At 49.6% G+C, this 22,359-nt stretch carries 20 protein-coding genes and 4 pseudogenes; 8 read left to right on the forward strand and 16 right to left on the reverse strand.

Features of this window, described 5'->3' with window-relative positions; translation table 11 throughout:
• Nucleotides 1-175: 175 nt before the first annotated feature.
• From V6944_RS22500 to V6944_RS22530, 7 genes and pseudogenes are all read right to left on the reverse strand, one after another.
• Nucleotides 176-823: an IS6 family transposase gene (locus V6944_RS22500; RefSeq protein ID WP_122463624.1), complete on the reverse strand. Its 648-nt coding sequence runs from the start codon at nt 821-823 to the stop codon at nt 176-178.
• A gap of 62 nt (nt 824-885) precedes the next feature.
• Complete coding sequence (locus tag V6944_RS22505) at nt 886-1,290, reverse strand: Exc2 family lipoprotein (protein WP_100781753.1); 405 nt, start codon at nt 1,288-1,290, stop codon at nt 886-888.
• 208 nt (nt 1,291-1,498) lie between these two features.
• Nucleotides 1,499-2,047: a thioredoxin fold domain-containing protein gene (locus V6944_RS22510; protein ID WP_047665794.1), complete on the reverse strand. Its 549-nt coding sequence runs from the start codon at nt 2,045-2,047 to the stop codon at nt 1,499-1,501.
• A 246-nt stretch (nt 2,048-2,293) separates the two neighbouring features.
• A pseudogene (locus V6944_RS22515) lies at nt 2,294-2,551 on the reverse strand (Tn3 family transposase); the annotation flags it as partial.
• Between the two features lie 26 nt (nt 2,552-2,577).
• The gene (locus V6944_RS22520; protein ID WP_122463620.1) at nt 2,578-3,453 is read right to left on the reverse strand and encodes a transporter; all 876 of its coding nucleotides are present in this window, start codon (nt 3,451-3,453) and stop codon (nt 2,578-2,580) included.
• On the reverse strand, nt 3,450-4,499 hold the full coding sequence (locus V6944_RS22525; RefSeq protein ID WP_122463618.1) for a phenylacetaldoxime dehydratase family protein: 1,050 nt from the start codon (nt 4,497-4,499) through the stop codon (nt 3,450-3,452). The genes V6944_RS22520 and V6944_RS22525 overlap by 4 nt, the downstream gene beginning before the upstream one ends.
• Before the next feature lie 2 nt (nt 4,500-4,501).
• Nucleotides 4,502-5,506: a carbon-nitrogen hydrolase family protein gene (locus V6944_RS22530; protein ID WP_122463616.1), complete on the reverse strand. Its 1,005-nt coding sequence runs from the start codon at nt 5,504-5,506 to the stop codon at nt 4,502-4,504.
• A 149-nt stretch (nt 5,507-5,655) separates the two neighbouring features.
• Here V6944_RS22530 and V6944_RS22535 point away from each other — a divergent pair, with 149 nt between their 5' ends.
• Complete coding sequence (locus V6944_RS22535; protein WP_333500594.1) at nt 5,656-6,600, forward strand: helix-turn-helix domain-containing protein; 945 nt, start codon at nt 5,656-5,658, stop codon at nt 6,598-6,600.
• Nucleotides 6,601-6,761: 161 nt separating this feature from the next.
• On the opposite strand, the pseudogene tnpC reads toward V6944_RS22535, so the two are convergent.
• From tnpC to sopA, 3 genes and pseudogenes are all read right to left on the reverse strand, one after another.
• A pseudogene (gene tnpC, locus V6944_RS22540) lies at nt 6,762-7,403 on the reverse strand (IS66 family transposase); the annotation flags it as partial.
• A 730-nt stretch (nt 7,404-8,133) separates the two neighbouring features.
• The gene (locus V6944_RS22545; protein ID WP_122463612.1) at nt 8,134-9,099 is read right to left on the reverse strand and encodes a ParB/RepB/Spo0J family plasmid partition protein; all 966 of its coding nucleotides are present in this window, start codon (nt 9,097-9,099) and stop codon (nt 8,134-8,136) included.
• Complete coding sequence (gene sopA / locus V6944_RS22550; protein WP_000523815.1) at nt 9,099-10,265, reverse strand: plasmid-partitioning protein SopA; 1,167 nt, start codon at nt 10,263-10,265, stop codon at nt 9,099-9,101. The genes V6944_RS22545 and sopA overlap by 1 nt, the downstream gene beginning before the upstream one ends.
• 31 nt (nt 10,266-10,296) lie before the next feature.
• Here sopA and V6944_RS22555 point away from each other — a divergent pair.
• From V6944_RS22555 to V6944_RS22565, 3 genes and pseudogenes are all read left to right on the forward strand, one after another.
• Nucleotides 10,297-10,695: pseudogene (locus V6944_RS22555) on the forward strand (DUF4158 domain-containing protein); the annotation flags it as partial.
• Between the two features lie 433 nt (nt 10,696-11,128).
• A complete protein-coding gene (locus V6944_RS22560; protein WP_048030981.1) occupies nt 11,129-11,377 on the forward strand; it encodes a type II toxin-antitoxin system Phd/YefM family antitoxin in 249 nt (82 codons plus the stop codon).
• Nucleotides 11,367-11,651 (forward strand): type II toxin-antitoxin system RelE family toxin, encoded by a 285-nt coding sequence (locus V6944_RS22565; RefSeq protein ID WP_004187019.1) that lies wholly within the window; start codon nt 11,367-11,369, stop codon nt 11,649-11,651. The genes V6944_RS22560 and V6944_RS22565 overlap by 11 nt, the downstream gene beginning before the upstream one ends.
• Nucleotides 11,652-11,988: 337 nt before the next feature.
• Here V6944_RS22565 and V6944_RS22570 read toward each other — a convergent pair whose 3' ends face one another.
• From V6944_RS22570 to relB, 3 genes are read right to left on the reverse strand one after another with little or no spacing between them, the layout of a single operon-like run.
• Nucleotides 11,989-13,197 carry an IS256 family transposase gene (locus tag V6944_RS22570; protein WP_333500595.1) on the reverse strand — a complete coding sequence of 403 codons (1,209 nt, stop codon included), beginning with the start codon at nt 13,195-13,197 and terminating at the stop codon, nt 11,989-11,991.
• A gap of 33 nt (nt 13,198-13,230) precedes the next feature.
• Complete coding sequence (locus V6944_RS22575; protein ID WP_333500596.1) at nt 13,231-13,512, reverse strand: type II toxin-antitoxin system RelE family toxin; 282 nt, start codon at nt 13,510-13,512, stop codon at nt 13,231-13,233.
• Nucleotides 13,512-13,751, reverse strand: coding sequence for a type II toxin-antitoxin system antitoxin RelB (relB, locus tag V6944_RS22580; RefSeq protein WP_333500597.1), 240 nt, complete (start codon nt 13,749-13,751; stop codon nt 13,512-13,514). The genes V6944_RS22575 and relB overlap by 1 nt, the downstream gene beginning before the upstream one ends.
• A 313-nt stretch (nt 13,752-14,064) precedes the next feature.
• Here relB and V6944_RS22585 point away from each other — a divergent pair, with 313 nt between their 5' ends.
• Nucleotides 14,065-16,062 (forward strand): BCCT family transporter, encoded by a 1,998-nt coding sequence (locus V6944_RS22585; RefSeq protein WP_333500598.1) that lies wholly within the window; start codon nt 14,065-14,067, stop codon nt 16,060-16,062.
• Between the two features lie 601 nt (nt 16,063-16,663).
• On the opposite strand, the gene V6944_RS22590 is transcribed toward V6944_RS22585, so the two are convergent.
• Entirely contained in the window at nt 16,664-18,178 is a 1,515-nt protein-coding gene (locus tag V6944_RS22590; RefSeq protein WP_333500599.1) for an EAL domain-containing protein, read from the reverse strand.
• A 731-nt stretch (nt 18,179-18,909) separates the two neighbouring features.
• Here V6944_RS22590 and V6944_RS22595 point away from each other — a divergent pair.
• The 3 genes from V6944_RS22595 to V6944_RS22605 all read left to right on the forward strand — a co-directional run bounded on the left by V6944_RS22595 (nt 18,910) and on the right by V6944_RS22605 (nt 20,164).
• Nucleotides 18,910-19,140 (forward strand): hypothetical protein, encoded by a 231-nt coding sequence (locus V6944_RS22595; RefSeq protein ID WP_246030616.1) that lies wholly within the window; start codon nt 18,910-18,912, stop codon nt 19,138-19,140.
• A gap of 248 nt (nt 19,141-19,388) precedes the next feature.
• A complete protein-coding gene (locus V6944_RS22600) occupies nt 19,389-19,646 on the forward strand; it encodes a bacteriocin immunity protein (RefSeq protein WP_123652887.1) in 258 nt (85 codons plus the stop codon).
• A gap of 338 nt (nt 19,647-19,984) precedes the next feature.
• Entirely contained in the window at nt 19,985-20,164 is a 180-nt protein-coding gene (locus tag V6944_RS22605) for a Rop family plasmid primer RNA-binding protein (protein ID WP_333500600.1), read from the forward strand.
• Nucleotides 20,165-20,350: 186 nt separating this feature from the next.
• Here V6944_RS22605 and V6944_RS22610 read toward each other — a convergent pair whose 3' ends face one another.
• A complete protein-coding gene (locus tag V6944_RS22610) occupies nt 20,351-20,683 on the reverse strand; it encodes a hypothetical protein (protein WP_333500601.1) in 333 nt (110 codons plus the stop codon).
• 591 nt (nt 20,684-21,274) lie between these two features.
• A pseudogene (locus tag V6944_RS22615) lies at nt 21,275-22,198 on the reverse strand (IS5 family transposase).
• Nucleotides 22,199-22,359: the final 161 nt, after the last annotated feature.

Below are 22,359 nucleotides of genomic sequence, written 5' to 3' on the forward strand. Positions count from 1 at the left end.
ATCGGTGTTGCAAAAACGGGAGTGACCATAGATTCCGTTTTCCAAGCGGACCCCAAATTGGCCGACTGGGTAAGGGAGTTACTGGGTTCTGTCGCATTAATGGCAAAGGGGCGGCAGAAGTTGCACTGACTGTTTTTCAGGCAGCCAACAGATAAAATTGTTCTGCCGGTGACAATCAATCACCTTGCAGATGCTGATACTGCCCTTTGCGTATCATGTGGATTAACTCAATACCTGCCAGCAGGGTCTGTGCACGGCGAAATGATTTGAATCCCAGCATCTGACGTATCCTGCGTTTGATATTGCGGTGGTCCTGCTCAATCAGGTTATTCAGATACTTGCTTTGCCTGATGGTAATGGCTTCTTTCTCAGGGTTGTCGGCATTGAGCGTGGCCAGAGCAGCAGTATTCGCGCCGCTTTTATCTATCGTCACTACTTCAGGCTCGCCGTGGTTACGGATAGCTTTGCGGAAGAAGCGCAGCGCTGCTGCCGCATCCCGTCTGGCGGTAAGCAAAAAGTCGATGCTCTGGCCGTCGGTATCCACTGCGCGGTACAGATACTTCCACTGACCTTTGATTCTGATGTAGGTTTCATCCATACGCCATCGCCGACCGACTGTGCGCTTATGTCGGCGAAAGACCTCATCCAGCAACGGCACCAGGCGGATAACCCAGCGATGGAGAGTGGAATGATCAACGACAATACCGCGCATTTCCTCCAGATTACGCAGGCTCAGGGCATAAGCCAGGTACCAGCGAACACACTGGGCAATAATATCGACGGGATAATGCAGCCGCCTGAAGGCATTTCGGATCAAAGGCATGATCAGGTAACATCGTAAAAAAATAGCATGTTACCCCACGATCCCTTAATGCGACAGAACCATTAAGGACGTCCGTTGTAGCCGTCCCAGTATGAAGATATCCCGGCGTCCAGAAGGATCTGACGCTGCTTTTCGGGATTATCCGCATCATACTCCTGGCTGAGGAATCTTGATTTTTGCCCACCGGATAAGACCTCAGGATGGCTGAAGCTTTCCACTCGCTGCCGGGCCTGGTCAGGAGTCAGTCCATCGGACCTGTCTTTTTTACCCTGGTCGTAGAGTTCCTGCATCATGGGTTTCAGGGAATTAATACTGTCTGCCCTTAACATGCGGGTATTCGGATCGAAATGAATCCGGTTAATAGCGGATACGGCACGGCTGGCGTTACGCTCGACGCTGGTCTGTGTACCGGAGCAGGCGGCCAGAAGTAACGGCAGAATGAGAGTGAGTGATCTGATAGAAGCCATGAAGCGTCCCTGTCTTTAAATTAACCCCATAATAGATATCATTAACGGCCAGGTAAACGGCTGAAACATCCCGATGATGATAGGGCAAAATGAGCGAAAATTGCGTACCCTTCGCGTGAACACATGAGAAGACCGGACTTGCCAGCCCGCGTTTAACGGTAAATCTTCCACCATTGACGACGACTTTCAGCAATCCCTGCCAGACCCTTTACCGGAGTTCAGCGAGAATTTTTTCCGGAGAAACACTACCAAGGAAAGTATGGACAGACGGCTCCAGCACAACCATCGCAGGCGTGGCGGTAACCCCGAGTCGGTCTGCAAGCTCAGACTGTTTAATCACCAGATTTTTACATTTTTCTGAACTGGTGTTGTCTGGCAAAAAACCGGCCATCGCATTTTGAAAACTTTTCTGGCGATCGGGTGCACACCATACTCTCCCCATATCTTCTATGACAGAGTCTTTGATGGATGACGGCACCACAGTCACAAATGACATAGTGAGCCCTGCATCCGTGTACTTTTTGATATTTTTCACAACATAGCTGCAATAAACACACTGATTTTCAACAAAAACTAATAATTTATGTTTTTCAGCTTTTGCCTGGAAGGTAACAGGCTCCAGCGCAGCTAAGGAGCGGGATATATCTTCATAGGCCATCTGTGGCGTTACATCTGAGGCCGGAGCCGCTGAAACCCCGCTGCTGAAGCTGGCTACCGTAAAAATGCCTGCAGTAAATGTTTTAATACTAAAGCGCATGATTTCCTTTTCCTCATCCCTGATTACCTTCAGGTTGTCGACGTCTGGTTCATGTCACAGTTAACGCCTTTTTTTTCATCAGGAAAAGAAAATCGTTTCTGGGGAGCTTCTTAATGGGCCTAGTGGGAGCGAAGCTGCAAAATGCGTCATCTGACTTTTTTGAATTGGATCTGAGTAAAAATTACTCACTTGTGAAATGGTTGCCATAGCGATTAACAATTTATGATTCAGGGAGTTGTGATGTTGTCACCGGTGCAGAATTTTGATGACAGGGACGAGTGGCGTTTGCTTGCTGAAGAGCTTTCCCTGGTTAGTGAGCGTATAATGTCCCAGCATATTGATATGCCCGTGCATCACTGGAGATAACCGGGCGATATTTTCAACGCCAGTTTGTTCTCCATTTCTGCGTATCCAGCTCAGTGATTCCTGCATATAAAGCGTGTTCCACAGTACCACTGCGTTAGTGACCAGGCCCAGTGCCCCCAGTTGATCTTCTTGCCCTTCACAGGGACACTCCCCGGCGAGGAATTTCAGAAAAGGTAACCTAATCTCAGACTGATGTTTGTATCCTGCCGGAATCCCTGCTCTACAGCAATATCACGACCACCTGAGAACTGAACCTGAACGGCAGGTGTAATGAAATGCGAGGCAGAGATACGGACATACGTGCTGTCCAGCCGGTCATCCTGGGAAATTCCGTCAATCCGACTTTTGGCCCCGGTTATCCATCCGCCGCCAAATCCAAGCTGCGTGGCAGGCGTCAGGTTGTAACTCAGATACGCCTGATATTCGTACCGCGGACTCTGACTCAGGCTGTTGTTATCCGCGCCGTACCGGTCATTTGCTGTCGTCCATGAGACATCCGCACCAGTAGTGAATGCCCATGCGTCTGAGAAGTGATGGATCCAGACGCCCTGCATCAGATAGCGCCAGCGATTTTCCCCTACATTGACAGCCTTTTCATTGTTGTAGGCTCCGGTGGGAGCATAAATAAAAGGTGCCAGGGAAAGAATGTCACCGCCTTCGTTGTCCATCCTGAACTTTAAAGGCATACCCACAATGATATCGCCCATCCCTGACGCGCTGCCGAGTGGGCTGGCATCTCCCATCGCGTCCGCCCTGACAAACGGAATGATAATCTGTGGCTCAATACTGAAGTTTTCCGCAGGCCGAAATCCATGAATAATGCGCAGCAGTGTGGCCTCAGAACGTAATCTGTAATCACCCGCTGCTTTATTGCCCTGAGAATAGTATTCATCGCTGTGCGCATACTGAAAATAGGCCAGCGCGAATGTTTTATTCGCCGGCATCATCTCGTAATCTCCGGGAGAAAACTCAAGGGCATCAGCAGGCAGGCTTAATGCTGCTGCAAGAGAAATACCGGTACGGCAAAAAAACTTATTCATAATGATTCTCCGCTGTCCTGCCGTAACAGACCAGTCCCCGGGTGACAGTTAACATATTCAAAATACTGCGATTCTGCAGGCACAACGACAATTTCATGCCACAGGCGAAGCGCTATATTAAAGTTCAGCTCTTTCACGTAGCGCATGAACCCGCCAAATATTGCCACGTGTGTCGGATGGCTTTTTGCCCAGAGTTCAAGGGCGGCCATATCGGTAAAGTGTGCCAGACCAAACGTTTTTTCCGTCAGCGCATGTGATGAGGGATCTAACACCTGCATATACCGACAGCTCAGGCAGCCTATGGCAAGACCATGGTCTCTCAGAAAATCCATTCCCTGGTGCAGTACCGGCTCCACTTCTGTGAGATATTTTTGTCTTTCTTCCTGTTGCGTGGCCGACCAGTCCTGCCCGGAGCGAATGAGGCAGAGGTTGTTACTTCCTGACAGCAAAATCCGTTTTCCACTTGCTGTCAGCGAACGGGATTTACCGGTTCCCCTGAGGGGGGTGTTCTGGGCTGCAGGCAGGCGATCGCGGGCACTCCCCCAGTAACCATGCTCACGAATTTCACCGCTCATGCCTTCTGCCAGCCGGGCGACGCCTTCCGGGGATGCTTTGTCTGAAAATATGGTCTCAAAGCTTTCAGGCTGCGGACTGACAATTTCCAGAAAGAAACCATACTCCCCGTTCTCCCTCTCTGGTGAATTCCACCATTTGTGGAACAGGCTGCTCTGTTTCCAGCGCTCAAACTGCTCTGCGGATGGCCAGTAGGCGATGGCCATCAGGTTATAAAAGCCCGCGTGGTCTTTGCATGACGCTATGTCCCAGTGGCCGGGGCCATCCGCTGACGAAAAGCGATCAGTGACTTCATCCAGGGCAGAAATATCAGGACAGTTTCTCCCCTGAATACCGAAGTACGCCATGACTACCCGGCCGGTCAGGGGGGAGAATCGGGCGGTCCAGGCCGGATAAGGTGGCTTATGTTCTTCTGGCATGGCGGAGGAACATCTGCGCAGGGTACGCAGATGCTCAGGAATGGCAGATTCCATTTCTACTCCTCCTCTTCTTCAGCAGCAGCCTGTTCGGCAATTAGCTCAGGAGGCGAATGACGTTTAATCACAGTCTTGTTGACTGAAGGATTGAAAAGGAGGCGTGTCACGTCAGGGCGTGAATAGTGGCCTACCGGGTCAGCCGCCAGTTTGGCAAAGGTAATCGCAGAAGAGTCAAGCTCAGCGATAAGCAGTCCTTCCTCATTTTCCCCGAGAGGTGTGACGAGTTCTCTTCCGTCCGGGCCGTAAATTCGGGCATGTCCCCCCCCGGCACTGAGTAACGCTCTCCGGTCGTCGTCAGGACAAAGGAAATCAATCATCTCATCAGAAACCACGGCGCACGGGGCTATCACGAAGCACTGACCCTCTGCGGCATACAGGCGTGAAGCCGCCGTGTTGACCTCGGGACCCAGCGCGGCCGTTGCGCTGGTGTAAAGACTGAAGCTGGGCCAGGCGGCAATATGTATCTCTTCATGCTGGGAATACATCGCATAACGGGACAGCGGCTGCAGATGCTCCCAGCAGCAGAGTGCTCCAACGTTCCCCAGAGGTGTCTCCCAGGTAGTCAGAGAGGAACCGTCGCTTTCACCGAACAGCGTACGCTCCACGTGTGTGGCCTTAAGCTTGCGCCGGATGCCAATGGTTTCCCCGTTGCTGCCAATCAGCCACTGTGAGATGTAGAGACTCCCGTGATCGCGCTCGCTGAAGCCCAGAACGACAACGATATTATTTTGCTGCGCTGCATCCGCAATTCGCTTCGCCTGGGCACTGTCCAGCACCAGAGAGTTCTGATGATACTGATAAACCAGGGGCATATTTGTTGCGGGCGAGTTAAGCCATAAGAACCACGGATAACCGGGTATCCAGGTCTCCGGAAAAGCGATGAGTTCCGCACCTTTCTGGGCGGCTTCAGAGATGAGGGTGACTGTTTTGTCGATGGTGCCTTCAAGATCCATAAAAACGGGGGCGGCCTGAACGCAGGCAACGGTAACCGGTTTGTTCATCATGTTCTGTCTCCTGGTAAAATAATTCAGCAGACACAGATATATCCTTCCTTCCGGATGAGGGGTTATGACAGGGAGGAAAGGATTTTTGTCTGAAAAGGAACTGGTCTGAAGTTTGCATTACATGTCCAACCAGGGCGGAGGTTGCTGACATGAATACCTATAACACTGCTGATGTTTTGTATGCTGAGCGGAGTGAATACTGGCGGCATGCCATCAGCCACACGTTTGTTCCGCTGGAAAGTACTTTTTCAGGAAACGACAGGCACGGCGTTATCAGATCCGGGAACTGGGGAGACCTGCGGCTTTCAGAGGTCAGCAGTAGTGCCCAGGACGTCATAAGACGCCGAAAAGGGGCTGATAATCATCCTGATAATGCCATGTTGCTGAGTTTCATCAGTCAGGGTAAAACGTCCGTGATTCAGGCGGGTAGCCATGCCGCTCTTGGTCAGGGTGAATTCGGGCTTTATGACACCCGCTTTCCTTACGAACTGCACCTTCATGGTGAATCGCGTCAGCATGTGGTGCAGATACCCATAGAGCATCTGAGACAGAGACTGGGAAAGACAGAACACCTTGTTGCGTATTCCTTTGGCAAAAAACATGCCCTGACGCCTTTTCTTTACGTACTTCTGAATAACCTGATGGCGCAGCCAGAAGATATTGCGTCCCGCCACACCAGCGTCCTTTACAGACAGCTCCTTGAACTCCTTACAGTAATCATCTCAGATGAATGCAGAGTAAAAAGTTCGTCCCGTTCATCCGCAGGACTGCTGCTTCAGATTAAAATAATGATAGATCAGCAGCTTTCGGATACTACGCTGTCAGTATCAAGCATTGCTGAATCATTCCGTATTTCACCGCGTTATCTGAGCATGCTCATGAAAAGTGATGGGACTACCTTTGGCCGGTATGTCCTGACTCAGAGGCTGAATAAAGCTTCGCTGGCTTTGCAGTCCCCGCTCTATTCAGATATACCCATCAGTCAGATTGCATGGAATTCGGGGTTCAATGATATGGCTTATTTTTCTCGTGCATTCAGGGAAAAATTCAGCTGCTCACCAACGGAATACCGTCATCAGGCTGGCGAGGCTTAGCTGGTGATGGTCACAGGACAGGTTCCTGTGCAGGAAATAAATCTGATGCCTGTCGTGATAACTGGCTTTCTGGGAATTCAGTAACGTGATTTTTCACTCCACAGAGCATCAGTCCGGTTTAAAAGTAAGCGTGCAGCGAGAACCGTATTGACGGGGATGTGTTATTCAGTTGGCAGTGCTACGCGCCAGGGAAGCAGTTCGCTGACCCGGTTTATCGGCCAGTCAGCAATAACATCAAGGATATAACGGAGGTAGGTTTCTGGCTCCACTCCGTTCAGTTTGCACGTCCCGAGCAGACTGTACAGCAGCGCTCCCCGCTCTCCTCCATGATCCGAACCGAAGAACAGATAGTTTTTGCGGCCCAGGCTGACCATCCGCAGGGCATTTTCAGCTATGTTGTTATCCGCTTCGGCCCAGCCATCTTCTGCATAGTACGTCAGCGCCGGCCACTGGTTCAGGGCGTACGCGAACGCTTTCGCCACCTCTGAGTGTCGCGACAGGGTTTTCATCTTTTCACGCAGCCAGCTTTCCAGGGATTTCAGTCGCGCTTTAGCTTTCTGCTGACGTTCGGCAAGACGCTGTTCTGCCGGCATTCCCCTTATTTCCGCCTCGATGGCATACAACTCGCCGATACGTTTCAGGGCTTCTTCCGTCAGGGCTGACGGGGTGCGAACGTGTATATCGTGGATCTTACGGCGGGCGAGAGCCCAGCAGGCGGCTTCCGTTATCCGGCCATTGCGGTAAAGCTCGTTGAACCCGGCATACGCATCCGCCTGCAACACACCACTGAACCCTGTAAAATAGCCTGGATTGGTTACTTGCCGGACGAAGGTCTGAACAGCGCGTAGCAGCAATTGACCTTTAAAAACTGGAGGAGATTAAACCGAATACACTGCGAAATTTGACAGATTGTACTCAGTAGGCTCGGCTCTAATCCCGACCCATTACTATTCAATCGCCAAGTATTTCAGTTCTGCTGCAAGATTATTCCGCTCTTCGTGATGCAATCATGTCAAAATACCAGTTCGTCATTGACATCAATGCAACCGTGGTCCCAGGCTGGAAAAAGTAATCGACGATACAGGTGGGACCATGGTCCCAGGCTGAAAACCTAAACGACGATGCAGGTGGGACCGTGGTCCCAGGCTGAAAACCTAAACGACGATGCAGGTGGGACCGTGGTCCCAGGCTGGAAAACTAATCGACGATACAGGTAGGACCGTGGTCCCAGGCTGGAAAACTAATCGACGATGCAGGTGGGACCATGGTCCCAGGCTGGAAACCTAAACGACGATGCAGGTGGGACCGTGGTCCCAGGTGGAAAACTAATCGACGATACAGGTGGGACCATGGTCCCAGACAGATAACCTGACCGAAGACGCAGGTGGGACCGCGGTCCCAGAAAGATAACCTGACTGACGATACAGATGGGACCAAGGTCCCAGAGAGAATATTCAGGCCAGTTATGTTTTCTGGCCTGTGAGAAAGGAAATGAAGTAAAGGGAGATAACCGTAGACTAAAGCGTGTCCGCATCAGACTCCTGGTTTCTCAAGCTCCTTAAGAATGGCTTCTATTTTCTCTATACACTCCGCAGGAATGCGGGACCTATCCAGGTTAAGCACCATTTTATCGCCCTTGTACAATGCTGTTGCCCCTGGAGCAAACTGATGACGTGAGCTCAGATTAGCTCTTGATGCGGAAGATTGTTTCAGTACGGATGTTAAAAGACTAATGACCTCTTCAGCTTCGAAGATTAGTCCCGCTTTCTTCTGATCGTTGAGAGTCTCAGCCTGCTGCTTCAGTAATTCTTCTTTATCTGCAAAAGCCTTCTGAAGGGCTTCACCTGACCGGGCAGACAGTTCTCCAGGATGTGCAAACAGGGCAACAACGGATTTAGGCAGTTTGGCCGTATTAATACAGCGGGTAATGATCTTACGAGAGATGTTTTCCGCATCGGCAAGCGCAGAAATATTTCCAGCAAACTCATTCTGCAGCCGGCTTGTATAACGCAGGCCACGTTCATAAGCACTCGTCGGCCGATAATCGTTACCCAGTCGGGACAATGCAGCCATCTGCTCATCGTCCAGTTCACCAACCAGAATGCGATAATCACTTTCCGTCAGGATTGCGGCTTTACGTCGACGGCTGCCGTCTGCAATTTCTATGACATCGGAAACCCGACGGCCAAAAGCCGGAGTCTGCTGACCGGTCAGTAAAAATGAAGGAATGAGATCATCCAGGGCATCTTCAGTCAGTAGTTCCTGATCGCGCTCGTTACCTGACCATACCCGGGAAGCGGTTTCAACAATATCTCCCCGGAGCACCTCCAGGGTAAACTTCACTTCCCGACCACACACCGGTAACGTAATTGCATTGCCACGAGCCATAGCCCCTACACGAGCAATTAACGAATCCACCATCGGTGCAGCTGGCGCTGACGTGTCTTCAGCTGCCTGAGTATTTGCTGTATGTCTTGGAATGACAGGTGCACGCTTCATTATCTAATCTCCCAGCGTGGTTTAATCAGACGATCAAATATTTCATTACAAACAGGTTCCCAGATTGAAAGAGCATTTCGCCATGCGCCGGTCGAAGAACGTTGATCAATAGCCTGTTCGAAAACGGTTCTCATGCGGATCTGGCCTTTACCAACTTCATCGGTTTCACGTACCACATTTTTCAGGACCATGCTTCCCCATGCATCGCGAATTTGTTCTTCCATCCACGGTGACTGCGAACCATTGTTATTACTGTATTTGGTAAGCAGAATACGGACATCCGGCTCAAAGCCTTTAAGATCCACATTCCTGAGCAGATCACGAAGCATATCGAAAAACTGCAGTGCAGAAGTGTAATCGAACAGCTCTGCCGGGGTGGGAACAATCAGCACATCAGCAGCGCATACGACATTAATCGTGCCAATACCGAGGTTCGGTGCGCTGTCGATAACAATCACGTCATAGTCATGAGCAACCGTTTCAATGGCAAGACGGAGCATCAGGTGCGGGTCAGTGGGCAGTTTTCCTTCATCAAATTTGCCCATTAGCTCAGTTTCAATGCGATGAAGTGCCAGGCAGGACGGAATGATATCAAGGCCAGGCCAGCAGGTGGGTTTTATCGCATAACTGGCGTCATCCTTTTCACCAAGATAAAAGGGCAGGAGAGTATCTTCCGCATGTATATGAAGATCGGGCACCCATCCGTGATACATCGAAGCTGTGCCCTGAGGATCATTACCCTCGACAAGCAGAACGCGTAACCCTTTCAGGGCCAGGTCCTGAGCCAGGTGAACAGAAACGGAGGTTTTGTAAACCCCCCCTTTATGAGCGGCAACGCCGATCACTGGTGGAAAAGCATCTTCTGCACGCCGCAGTCGGGTACCGAACACGTCCCGCATATGATTGATTTGTTCGATGGTATAACCAACACGCTGTTCAACTCTGCCACGGGTTTCCATATCCGGGTGGGGTAACCGGCCGGCTTTCTCTGCATCCCTGATTGCCTGAGAAGAAACGCCAACCAGATCCGCCGCTTCACCTATTCTCCAGCGGCGTGTGATCTTCCTGGCTTCCGGACTGTCGTCATTAAACTGCGCAATGGCAATAGCCTTCGTCATTTCATGTCCAGCAGTAATGCACTGGTTAAGTGTGTCCATCAGTCCCATTCTGAGCATACTTCAAAAGGGACGAATTTGTATGTCACGACGCCATATTTTCACCGAACGGCAGCGAGCAGCGCTGTTCGATCTGCCCACGGACGAACTGTCGCTACTGAAGTTCTACACGCTGGGCGATGATGACCTGGAAAACATTAGGCAGCGCCGCAGACCGGAAAACAGGATTGGCTTTGCCCTGCAACTTTGTGCCTTACGATATCCGGGCCGTGCACTGGCTCCTGGTGAGATGATCCCGCGTGAAGTCCTTTCCTTCGTCGGTGCTCAGCTTGGAGTTCCGGCTGATGCGCTTCTCACTTATGCCACACGGCGCCAAACCCGTCAGCAGCACATGGACACGCTGCGCGAAATTTACGGCTACAAGACCTTCACGGGCCGTGGTGCCCGTGATCTGCGGGAGTGGACTTTCGGCCAGGCCGAATGACCTGCTCCCTGTTGCTCAATACGCCAAGATTTGAGTCATGCTGTCATCAGCTGCAAAAGTAACGGTCACGTCCGCTCCTCGCTCATAGCGGACATGCCCTCAGGGTATTTACCATTACGCCTCATTACGCGCGCAGCTCAGAAGGCCTGAGAGCGTTTCTGACGGGAACCGGGTAAAACAGGCAACAAACCCCCAACAAACCCGCCAGAAACGCAGAAGATAAATTTTACCGCACTGCATATAAACGCACAAAAGTGATTAGACTCTAATTTCAATACATTTGCCTCCCCTGCCCCCTGTTTCTTCAACTTTCCTCAGTAAGTCATATCACGCTATCCAGCCTTGTTACCGGATACATCCCGACAAAAAGCACCTTTAAAGACCCTTTTAAATGATCTATAATTAACACTCAATCTGAGGAGGTAACATTATGGCATTTCAGGTTCTGACCACTACGGCAGCCAGTATTACTGAGCTTAAACGCGACCCTATGGGTACTTTCCATGCAGGGGATGGCGCTCCGGTAGCCATTCTTAATCGTAATGAGCCTGCGTTCTACTGCGTGCCACCGGCACTCTATGCCCAGTTGATGGAACTTCTGGAAGATGAAGAACTGGGAAGGATGGCTGATGAGCGAAGCGGAGAAAGGGTTATAGAGGTCAATATTGATGACCTATAAGCTGGCTTTCAACGAATCCGCTCTGAAAGAATGGAAGAAGCTGGGTCATACACTACAGGTGCAGTTCAAAAAGAAACTCAAAGAGCGCCTGGAGAACCCCAGAGTTCCGGCATCACAGCTACATGGGCGTAAGGACCAGTATAAAATTAAGCTACGTGGTGCCGGATACCGCCTTGTCTATCGTGTAGAGGACGACATTGTTACAGTCACTGTTATCGGCGTAGGTAAACGCGAAAACGACGACATTTATAATGCAACCCTTAATCGCAATTAACTAATGCTGTGAGCACTATTTTGGGGTCGTATCCGGGTGTACTGCCCCCAAAAAGTTGGACAGATTAACCGAGGCTTCAGAGAAGGAGTCCATGAGCATATGGACTCCTTTTTATTTACTAAGCATGTAGATTATTAATAGCAGCAGTCCGATTATCCATACAGACCTCATCAGAGGTGGATGCTCTGGGCTTCAGACTAATATGAGAGCATACATCTATCAGCAAAACGCTTTAATAATGTATTTTATTTCAGAGAATACGTTTAATAGCTTCAGAATAGACGTCTGAACGTTCTCTTTTTGAGCCTGTCAGTAATTCTGTGTAACTGCCACTGTATTAAAGGTGATCGCTCAGGCGGTCACCGAACTCGATAATAAAACGACTCATTGCCAGCCGCCAGTTCTGGATCGGCATACTCCATTTTTTTGACGCATCCTTGATTGCCAGATAAATAACCTTCCGCACCGAGTCGTCCGTTGGGAACACTTTGCGTTTCTTAATTGCAGCCCGGATCACGCTGTTCAGTGACTCGATGGCATTCGTGGTGTAGATGGCCCTGCGGATATCGGGTGGATAGTTGAAGAACGTATTGAGATTTTCCCAGTGCGCACACCAGCTTTTGCTGATTTGCGGATATTTATCGTCCCAGACTTTCGCGAACGCATCCAGCGCCATCAGCGCCGCCTCTTCAGTCGGGGCCTGATAAACTATTTTTAGCCCGCTGGTGACGGCTTTGTAGTCCTTCCAGGACACGTATTTCAGGCTGTTACGTACCATGTGGATGATGCACAGCTGGATGTGAGTCTGCGGGTAAACGCTGTTTATCGCATCCGGGAAGCCCTTCAGACCGTCCACGCAAGCAATCAGGATGTCCTGAAGGCCCCGGTTTTTCAGCTCCGTCAGCACGCTCAGCCAGAACTTTGCACCTTCATTTTCGGCCAGCCACATCCCCAGCAGCTCTTTCTGGCCTTCGGTGTTGATGCCCAGTGCCAGGAACACAGCTTTGTTGATTACGCTACCATTCTGACGGACTTTGACAACAATGCAGTCCATATAAACAATGGGATACAGCGCATCCAGCTGCCGGTTTTGCCACTCAGTGACCTGTTCTTTTACGGCGTCGGTGACCTTAGATATCAGCGTGGGTGACACATCGGCGTCGTACATCTCTTTGAAGGTGGCAACGATTTCGCGGGTGGTCATGCCTTTGGCGTACAGGGACAAAATCTGGCTGTCCATCTGCGTAATACGCGTCTGGTGCTTCTTAATCAGCTGGGGTTCGAAGGTATTTTCACGGTCACGCGGCGTGTTTAGTTCGATCTCGCCGTCATCGCACAACACCGTTTTTGACGAATAACCATTGCGGGTGTTTGAGCCTGTTTTGGGCGCATTTTTCTCATGCCCGAGGTGGTCAGTCAGTTCCGCATTGAGCGCCGTTTCGACGGTAAGCTTCGTCAACATGCGGGAAAAAGCATTGAGATCGGCTTCGGTTTTAAGGCCCTTAGCCAGTTCAGCAGCCAGTGCTTTGAGTTTCTTTTCGTCCATAATTTGCCTGTCTCCGTTGTTGGAGTGAACATATCAAAAACAGGCAGATACACAATTTAAATTACAGCCTCCTCTTTTTCCGACTGACACAACAAAAACCACAACTTTTTCATCAATAACCTGGTACACGAGCCGGTAACCGGATGACCTGAGCTTTATTTTATAGCAATCCGGCATTCCACGTAGCTTATTAGCTTCGATTCGTGGAGACTCAAGCACGTCAGCCAGCTTTTTTTTAAGTTGTTCTCTTACCGTGGCACACAGCTTACGCCATTCCTTCAATGCTCGCTCATCAAAGTCGAGAAGATACGCCATCAGAGGTCATCCAGCGTTACGCGGACAGGCTTAGGATTACGAAGACGCTCTTTCACTATCTCCACAAGCTCAGCATCTTCATCGCTAAGAAGTGTTTGCCTGAAAGGTAAACGCTCGTTATCTGCGATGTACTCCAGCATGAGACGCAGCGCCTCAGAAGGCGTTACCCCCATTTTTTCCAGCGCGGCATAGGATCGTGCTTTCAGATCATCATCGATACGCAGATTAATACTACCCATTGTCAAAAACCTCGCGTAATTACAAATGTCATTACAATTATGACACTGCCAGATGGCCGGTGCAAGTTATCTGGTGTGAGGCGGTGAGGCGGTGAGGCGGTGAGGCGGTGAGGATTCAATTTTTTCCCGGTTGCGGGAAATCAGAAAGTGAGATTCGGAGTATTTTTAAAAAGAATGAGGCACAGCAAGATCGGTGTTAACGCCGGAACTAACGGTGTCCGGCAACGAAGCGGCACAGGGATAATTTCTATGCCAGAATTAACATTCAGACCTCTTTGAGGCCAGTCTCAAACCTGACAAAGTGGATATGGATATGAGTGACACACAAAGCAACCCACAGAAATCTGGGAGCCAGATAAACAAGGCTGTTTTCTTTCCTTCAGCTATATTGATCGTCCTTCTTGTTGTCTTTGCGGCGTTGTTCCCGGAACTCGCTGATAAAAAATTCAAACTACTGCAGCAGCAAATTTTCACAAATGCCAGCTGGTTTTACATTCTGGCGGTGGCACTGATCCTGCTCAGCGTCACTTTTCTCGGGCTGTCCCGATACGGTGATATCAAACTTGGCCCCGATCATGCCCAGCCCGATTTCAGTTACCACTCCTGGTTTGCCATGTTGTTTTCTGCCGGGATGGGCATCGGGCTTATGTTCTTCGGGGTGGCTGAGCCCGTCATGCACTATCTTTCTCCCCCGACAGGAACACCCGAAACAGTAGAGGCAGCAAAAGAGGCTATGCGTCTGACCTTTTTCCACTGGGGTCTGCACGCCTGGGCAATTTATGCCATCGTGGCGCTGATACTGGCCTTTTTCAGCTATCGGCATGGCCTGCCACTGACACTCCGTTCAGCACTGTATCCGATTATCGGCGACCGTATTTATGGCCAGGCAGGTCATGCTGTCGATATTTTTGCAGTGATTGGTACAGTGTTCGGTGTCGCCACCTCACTTGGGTATGGCGTACTGCAGGTCAATGCCGGCCTGAATCATCTGTTCGGGATCCCCGTTAACGAAACCGTTCAGGTGATCCTGATCGTTGTTATTACCGGACTGGCAACCATTTCTGTCGTGACAGGACTGGATAAAGGCATCCGTATTTTGTCCGAACTGAATCTCGGGCTGGCCGTTCTGCTGCTGGCGCTGGTACTGTTGCTGGGCCCAACGGTACTGCTGCTGAAATCGTTTGTCGAAAACACCGGTGGTTATCTGTCTGAGCTGGTCAGCAAAACATTTAACCTGTATGCCTACGAGCCGAAATCCAGTAGCTGGCTGGGTGGCTGGACTCTGCTGTACTGGGGGTGGTGGCTGTCATGGTCTCCCTTCGTCGGCATGTTTATTGCCCGTGTTTCGCGTGGCAGAACGATACGTGAGTTTGTCACTGGCGTACTCTTTGTTCCGGCCGGGTTCACGCTGATGTGGATGACCGTTTTTGGTAACAGTGCAATTAATCTCATCATGCTTCAGGGGGCGACTGACCTGGCAGATACGGTACAGCAGGATGTCGCCCTCGCACTGTTTAACTTCCTTGAGCATTTCCCGTTCTCAGGCGTGCTCTCGTTTATCGCGATGGTGATGGTTATTGTCTTCTTTGTCACCTCAGCTGACTCCGGAGCGATGGTGGTCGATACCCTGGCATCCGGAGGCGTCACAACCACTCCGGTCTGGCAGCGCATTTTTTGGGCAGCCATGATGGGGGCAGTAGCAGTAGCACTCCTGATTGCAGGCGGACTCAGCGCTTTACAGACAGTGACCATAGCCAGTGCCCTGCCCTTCTCAGTGATACTTCTGATTTCCATCTATGGCTTGCTGAAAGCGCTACGCCGGGATTTAACAAAGCGTGAAAGCCTGAGCATGGCCACCATCGCCCCCACTGCAGCCCGTAATCCGATCCCCTGGCAACGCAGGCTGAGAAATATTGCTTATCTGCCGAAACGGTCCCTGGTCAAAAGATTCATGGACGACGTTATTGAGCCAGCGATGGTGCTTGTACAGGAAGAACTGAACAAACAGGGGACAAACAGTCATATCAGCAACGCCAGCGAAGACCGCCTTCGGTTTGAAGTGGACCTGGGTAATGAGCTCGACTTTATCTATGAGGTCCGTCTTCGCGGCTATAACTCGCCGGCCTTTGCGCTGGCAGCAATGGACAGCGATGAAAATCAGGCAGAGCAGCATAAATACTACCGGGCAGAAGTCTATCTGAAAGAAGGCGGTCAGAATTATGATGTTATGGGCTGGAATCAGGAGCAGCTCATTAACGACATTCTGGACCAGTACGAGAAGCATCTGCATTTCCTCCATCTGGTACGCTGATAGACCATGTAATGCCATCCCTCGGGATGGCATTACATTAAACACTGATTGATAAAAACACGGTGAATAACATAGTGCCGGAAACGGCTGGCTTTGCTGGCACTGAATACGATATTAATTAACTGCAAAGGTTGTATTCTGAAATACTTCCCGCAAAAATATAATGTAACCTTAAAAAAATTCCCGCGGGGTGCGAGCAATGACTTACGCAACTTCTAAATAAAACCAAAAATGATGTCAGTCCCTCTTTAAAAGGTTTTCCATTCACCTGAACCACGTTGTATCCGGCAGCTGTGTTCCCTGGAAGCCATGATCTCGTCCTGACTGTGACATCACATAACCATAAGATAAGCAATAAATTTCAGTTGAAGCAGTATAAATCTAGTCTCGGTTTCGTAATATGGCCAGATTTTATCGATAAATCAAAATGAACTAATTTACCGTAAGCCTGGCTAAAACAGGAAAAACCTAGGCGTAAATGGTTGATGGTATACACACATCTGACGTAAACTAAACTGGCGTTTCTGGCGAAATTTGGGTGGGTTTGTTAATTATCAAGGCTCGTCAGAAACGCCCCCTCTTCAAACCAGACTGCTCCGCCTCATTTTCTCAATGAAGACAACAACTCATCCACGGGTTGAGGTTTTCCGTACAGATAGCCTTGCGCAAACTTCACGCCTTTCCTTTTCAGATAAATGGATTGCCCTTTAGTTTCGATACCTTCAGCGATTATTTTCAGGGACAGGTTATGAGCGAGTTCGATAATACTGTCAATCAGGATCCCGGAAACCGCATCAGTATTAATCTTGGCAACAAAAGACTGATCCAGTTTCAATACCGAGATGTGCTGATTATGAAGATAAGAGAGACTGGAATGACCAGTACCGAAGTCGTCAATGGCGATCATGACGCCCGCATCATTGAGCATTTTGAATAACCTGAGTGTCTGTTCATTCTGAGGAACCATTTCTCTTTCTGTTAGTTCCAGTACAAGGGAGATGTTCTTATCTTTTGTACTTTCCAGAAACATCATGCAGTCATCATACAATCCCATATCAGCGCAATGTTTTGCGGTGATGTTGAATGAAAAATAAAAACCGTCTGGCACACTGGAACTGTTGATATGGTTGGCGACCTGGACGAACAAGCTTCGGGTCATTGGAATAATCATCCCTGACCGCTCTGCGTGGGGTATAAAAAGGTCGGGACGAATGATGCCCTCTGTTGGATGAATCCACCGAACCAGAATCTCCATTCCCGACACGCTATTTTTATCGAGGTCGACAATACGTTGGCCATAAGCAATAAACTCATTCCCCTTTATCCCCAGCTTAATGTCATCATCCAGACTAAAACTCTTTCTGCCCTGGAGGAGCACAACTCCGGAGAGAACAACAAAGAGCAGCGCCATCAGGAGGATATGCATTTTTTGATACATAAACCAGGCACCTAGAATCGACGAATTATTCAGGCTGACACTCAGATCAAAGGGGTATCTGTCTGAAGATACCTTCTGAAAAGCAACCGTTTTACCGGAATAGGATTCCCAGCTCAATGAACCATCTGAATGCAGATTTACATTACCAATCGTAAATTGTATTACTGAGCCTGACTCCGTAAGTTGCTGCATAACTGTCTGAACATACACACCATCAATGGCAGAAACAGAAAATAATGAGCCCCGTATATCTCTCACTAATAAAATAGGATGCCTTGTCTGTATCAAATTTCCAGACAGCAGGGCAAGTTTACCCCCCTGATACGGTCTTTGAGTATCAACAATGTTCAATTTACCGATTAACGAATGACATGTAATGGTATTACCATTTCCAGTAAATACTGAACGGATGTAAGGCGTCGTTGTAATAATGGTTCGAATCTCAGGTAACTGTCGTTCGCAGGAATTGCTACTATAGGGGAGCTTAAGCACTCTGGTATTCACGTCATCCGCATAAGCAATGATTTTCTCAATCACTGAGGTAAGTTCGATAGCCGTAGTTCTGTTTCGCTCATTTTGATCTCGAACAAAAATGGCGTAATCTAAAATTGCCCCAACCAAAAATGCCACACCAAGAAAGGCTAACGGCTTCAGAATTTTTTGTTTTTTCCTGTGCATACTGAGCCTCGGTAAAGTCTAAATGATTAGCATTGGCTACTTTCTGTTTTGACGGCGATCAGCGTTTAAATTATCCAATCAGGCACAGATACGGCTAATACTTGGCCATGAAAAAAATGATAACGAACTGCTACTCAGCAGTAACTGCAACAATAACGTGAATGTAAAGTCTTTTTTACATGCTCACAAGAATCATTTTAGTAGGTATAACGATATAAATTATGAAACAGTTGTTCACCAGACATGAGTCTTACTATAAATCAATTAGTTACGTTTAAATGAAGCTTTTGATCACGAACCTATTTAACTGGATAAATAAGAACCCTTCTTCGTGGGGGTTGTCAGTTTCCTGGATGCGGTTCTACGCCGGCAACCGGGATTTTTCCGCGACCAGTAACAACAGGGGTTGTCACACAAACGACCGGTTGAGTGACAATCATTAAAACAACGATTTTGACGCGGAAGCCTGTCGCATGACCCGTAATTTATTCAACGCCATGCAAATCAGATGGCCTTTAACTTTAGTGACGGAATTTTCCGGGATTCCGGCGTAAAACCCCTTTTTAATCGAAAACTGGCATTTAACGGACAGCCTGACAGTTCCGTACATCCCTTGCGGTCAGGGGCTTCCGCTGAATGGAACGAAATCCCCCGTTAAGTTTGAAAAGCTTAACGGGGGATCGTTTCCGAATTCCAAGCTCCCCCCTAAACAGGAGGATCTGCAGACTATCATGCGTAAAGGCATTCCCCTGCTTGAGCTGCGCACTTCACAGTTACCTGGCATCACGCATATCCCGCATGACTCCTCACTGGCATTTGCCCTCTGTATCGAGGCCGCCCGTCGTGATTTACCTACGCTGCTGGAGGTACATCAGCAGCTGTTCTTCCTTCAGAAAGAAGGGGGTTTTCTGGATATGGTCGATCAGATACGCGACGCGCTGCCGGAGCGGCCCGTGTTCTGAGACGCAGAAGCGCGCCGGATGCAGGTCGTCGGCCCGGACTGACAATGACGGAGACACGGTCGTGGTGACGTGGCCAGTACCGGGCCTCATGCTGAAAGACCGGGTTAACTGACGGCAGAAAGAACGCTGAAGCGAGCACTGTCCGCTTTGTGCCAGGAACGGACATTCATAACATCGTGATATGTTACTTTATGGAAAACAGGTCATAATACCTAAACGGCACATTGATTTTCCTTAGGATAAATAAAATGACTGATAAAAAATTGTCCAATTATACCGAGAAAGAATTCTATGATTTCATTACAAAAATCAGAATGGTGGATTTCGCATCTGAAGCTGAACATAGCAAGGCTATTTATGAGTTTGGTCAACTGACTGAGCATCCTGATAAATGGGATTTAATTTATCGACCAAAGCCAAATGCAGATAATTCAACACAAGGGATCATCAATGAGATAAAGAAGTGGCGTTCAGCTAACGGCAGATCAAGCTTTAAACCTGAATAGCTACTCAATGACTATTCTTCGTAATCTGACCTGCTCCCTGTTGCTCAATACGCCAAGATTTGAGTCATGCTGTCATCAGCTGCAAAAGTAACGGTCACGTCCGCTCCTCGCTCATAGCGGACATGCCCTCAGGGTATTTACCATTACGCCTCATTGTCTGCACCGCCTGAAAGGCTCTCAGGACGTTTCTGACGGCTGTACGGTAAAACAGGTAACAAACCACCCGAAAAGCCGCCAGAAACGTGCTAGGTAAATTTTAACGCAATGCATGACTATGCACCAGAATGACGGCATCCTGTTTTCACATCAAAATCATCACAAGACACGGAAAAACACACATGAACCGCCAGGAATCCGCCGTTCTCAACATGGCTAAATTTATCCGCGCCCAGACACTCCTCCTGCTGGAAAGAATTGACCTGCTCGACTTCGATGACGAAGCGACAGACTGCGAACAGCTGCATGAGCAGGCCGAAGCGCTTTACCGGAAGCTCAGCGCCCGACTGGAACAGACATAACGGCTTAGCCTTTCCGTCGCCTGCATCATGGCATCCACATCATCTTTTGAGAGACCTTCATCCTCCAATCGTCGCTTAAGGATGAACGGACACGGAATTTATTACGGGTCGTGAGGCACTCAGTATGAAAGAAAAATGCAGAAAATACAGACTGGAACGGTAAGCAAGCAGTGACGAGATTAAAAATCAGGATAACCGGAGACGGTATTTCCGAGACTCAGGGAGGTAATCAATACGGTCAAATGCCCCGGGATATAATGCACTAACGACACGCCAGAAATGTATCTGGGTCAGCTCATCTGCCCCACCTTCCCTGAAGTCAGAAAGTACCTCGTCGTAAGTCTTTCCTTCCTCGCGGGCAACAATCCTCATCGTGTCACTGGCAAGGCGATCAGTGCCCCCTCCGAAAATCAGAACATCAATAAACACGAAGCCCCTTCCGGTAAGAAAAAAACCGGCACGGGAGCCGGTAATACTGTGAAAAACAGCCCGCTTTAGCATCGCGGTTAATAGTGACATGTTATGCCCTTTAGTAGAGATATATGCACTCACCAAAACTAGTAGGAACAGACATAGCAGTAGCCGGTGCTCATCCTCAGTCACCCACATGGTGAGCATCTTGTTCCATTTCTCGGACAAACCAGTCTCCTGATAACGCCGGGACGGGCGGGAACCCCTTTCCCGGTCGGCGCGGGGTTGGACAAGCCGCAGGCGCGTCAGGCTTTTGGCGGGTTTCGGGGCGCAGCCCTGAACCAGTCACGCGTGTATACTGGCTTACTATCTTGGCACGGATGAGGGTGTCAGTGAAGTGCTTCATGTGGCAGGAGAAAAAAGGCGGCACCGGTGCGTCAGCAGAATATGTGATACAGGATATATTCCGCTTCCTCGCTCACTGACTCGCTACGCTCGGTCGTTCGACTGCGGCGAGCGGAAATGGCTTACGAACGGGGCGAAGATTTCCTGGGAGATGCCAGGAAGATACTTAACAGGGAAGCGATAGGGCCGTGGCGAAACCCGACAGGACTATAAAGATACCCGGCGTTTCCCCCTGGCGGGGCTTTGTTGAATAAATCAGCTTCAGGACGAGTGACTCTGTAGCTGACCGGGTTTTCAGGCAATACGCACGCTTTCTGGCATACCAGCCTTCGTTATTTTATTCAGCGCACGCACCATGCCCAAAGCCTTTGCTACCTGACCATCGTAATCACGCAGCGTCAGTGAACCTCCGAACAGTTGCTTTACCCTGTACATGGCCGTCTCCGCTATCGAGCGACGGTTGTAATCTGTTGTCCATTTCCACCGGGCATTACTCCCGGTCAGCCGCTGATTCGCTACTGCACGGTTACGGTCTGCATATTCACCGGGCCAGTAACCCGCTCCTTTTCGGGGCGGGATGAGGGCACTGATTTTCTTGCGCCGCAGTTCATCGTGACAGGGTCGGGTGTCGTAAGCGCCGTCTGCTGCGGCTGCCCTGATTTATCTGTGTGTCTGCCGGATAAGACCCGGGAAAGCTTCTGAGTCCGTAACGTTGTTCAGAGACAGGTCCGCGCAGATGACTTCATGTGTTCTGCTGTCAACGGCCAGATGCAGCTTCCGCCAGGTACGACGGCGCGCTTTGCCGTGATTTTTGACTTTCCATTTGCCTTCACCAAAAACCTTCAGCCCGGTGGAATCAATCACCAGGTGTTCGATTTCACCCCGGGTGGGTGTTTTGAAACAGACATTAACCGACTTTGCCCTCTTGCTGACACTGCTGTAATCCGGGCAGCGCAACGGAACGTTCATCAGGGCAAAAATGGAATCAATAAAACCCTGCGCAGCCCGCAGGGTCAGCCGGAACAGGCGTTTAATCATCAGGACGGTGGTGATGGCAAGGTCAGAATAGCGCTGAGGTCTTCCCCGTGATGAAGGCGTTGCCGACTCATACCAGGCATGAATCGCTTCATCGTCCAGCCAGAAAGTGAGGGAGCCACGGTTGATGAGGGCTTTGTTGTAGGTGGGCCAGTTGGTGATTTTGAACTTTTGCTTTGCCACGGAACGGTCTGTGTTGTCGGGAGGATGCGTGATCTGATCCTTCAACTCAGTAAAAGTTCGATTTATTCAACAAAGCCTCTTGAAACCATTGATGCCGTTGCGGCAACCTGAATCGCCACGGGTTTAACAGACACCTCAGAGTCATTTAAGATGGCTTAAAG

The organism is Kluyvera sp. CHPC 1.2972 (assembly GCF_036759925.1).
Lineage (GTDB): Bacteria > Pseudomonadota > Gammaproteobacteria > Enterobacterales > Enterobacteriaceae > Kluyvera.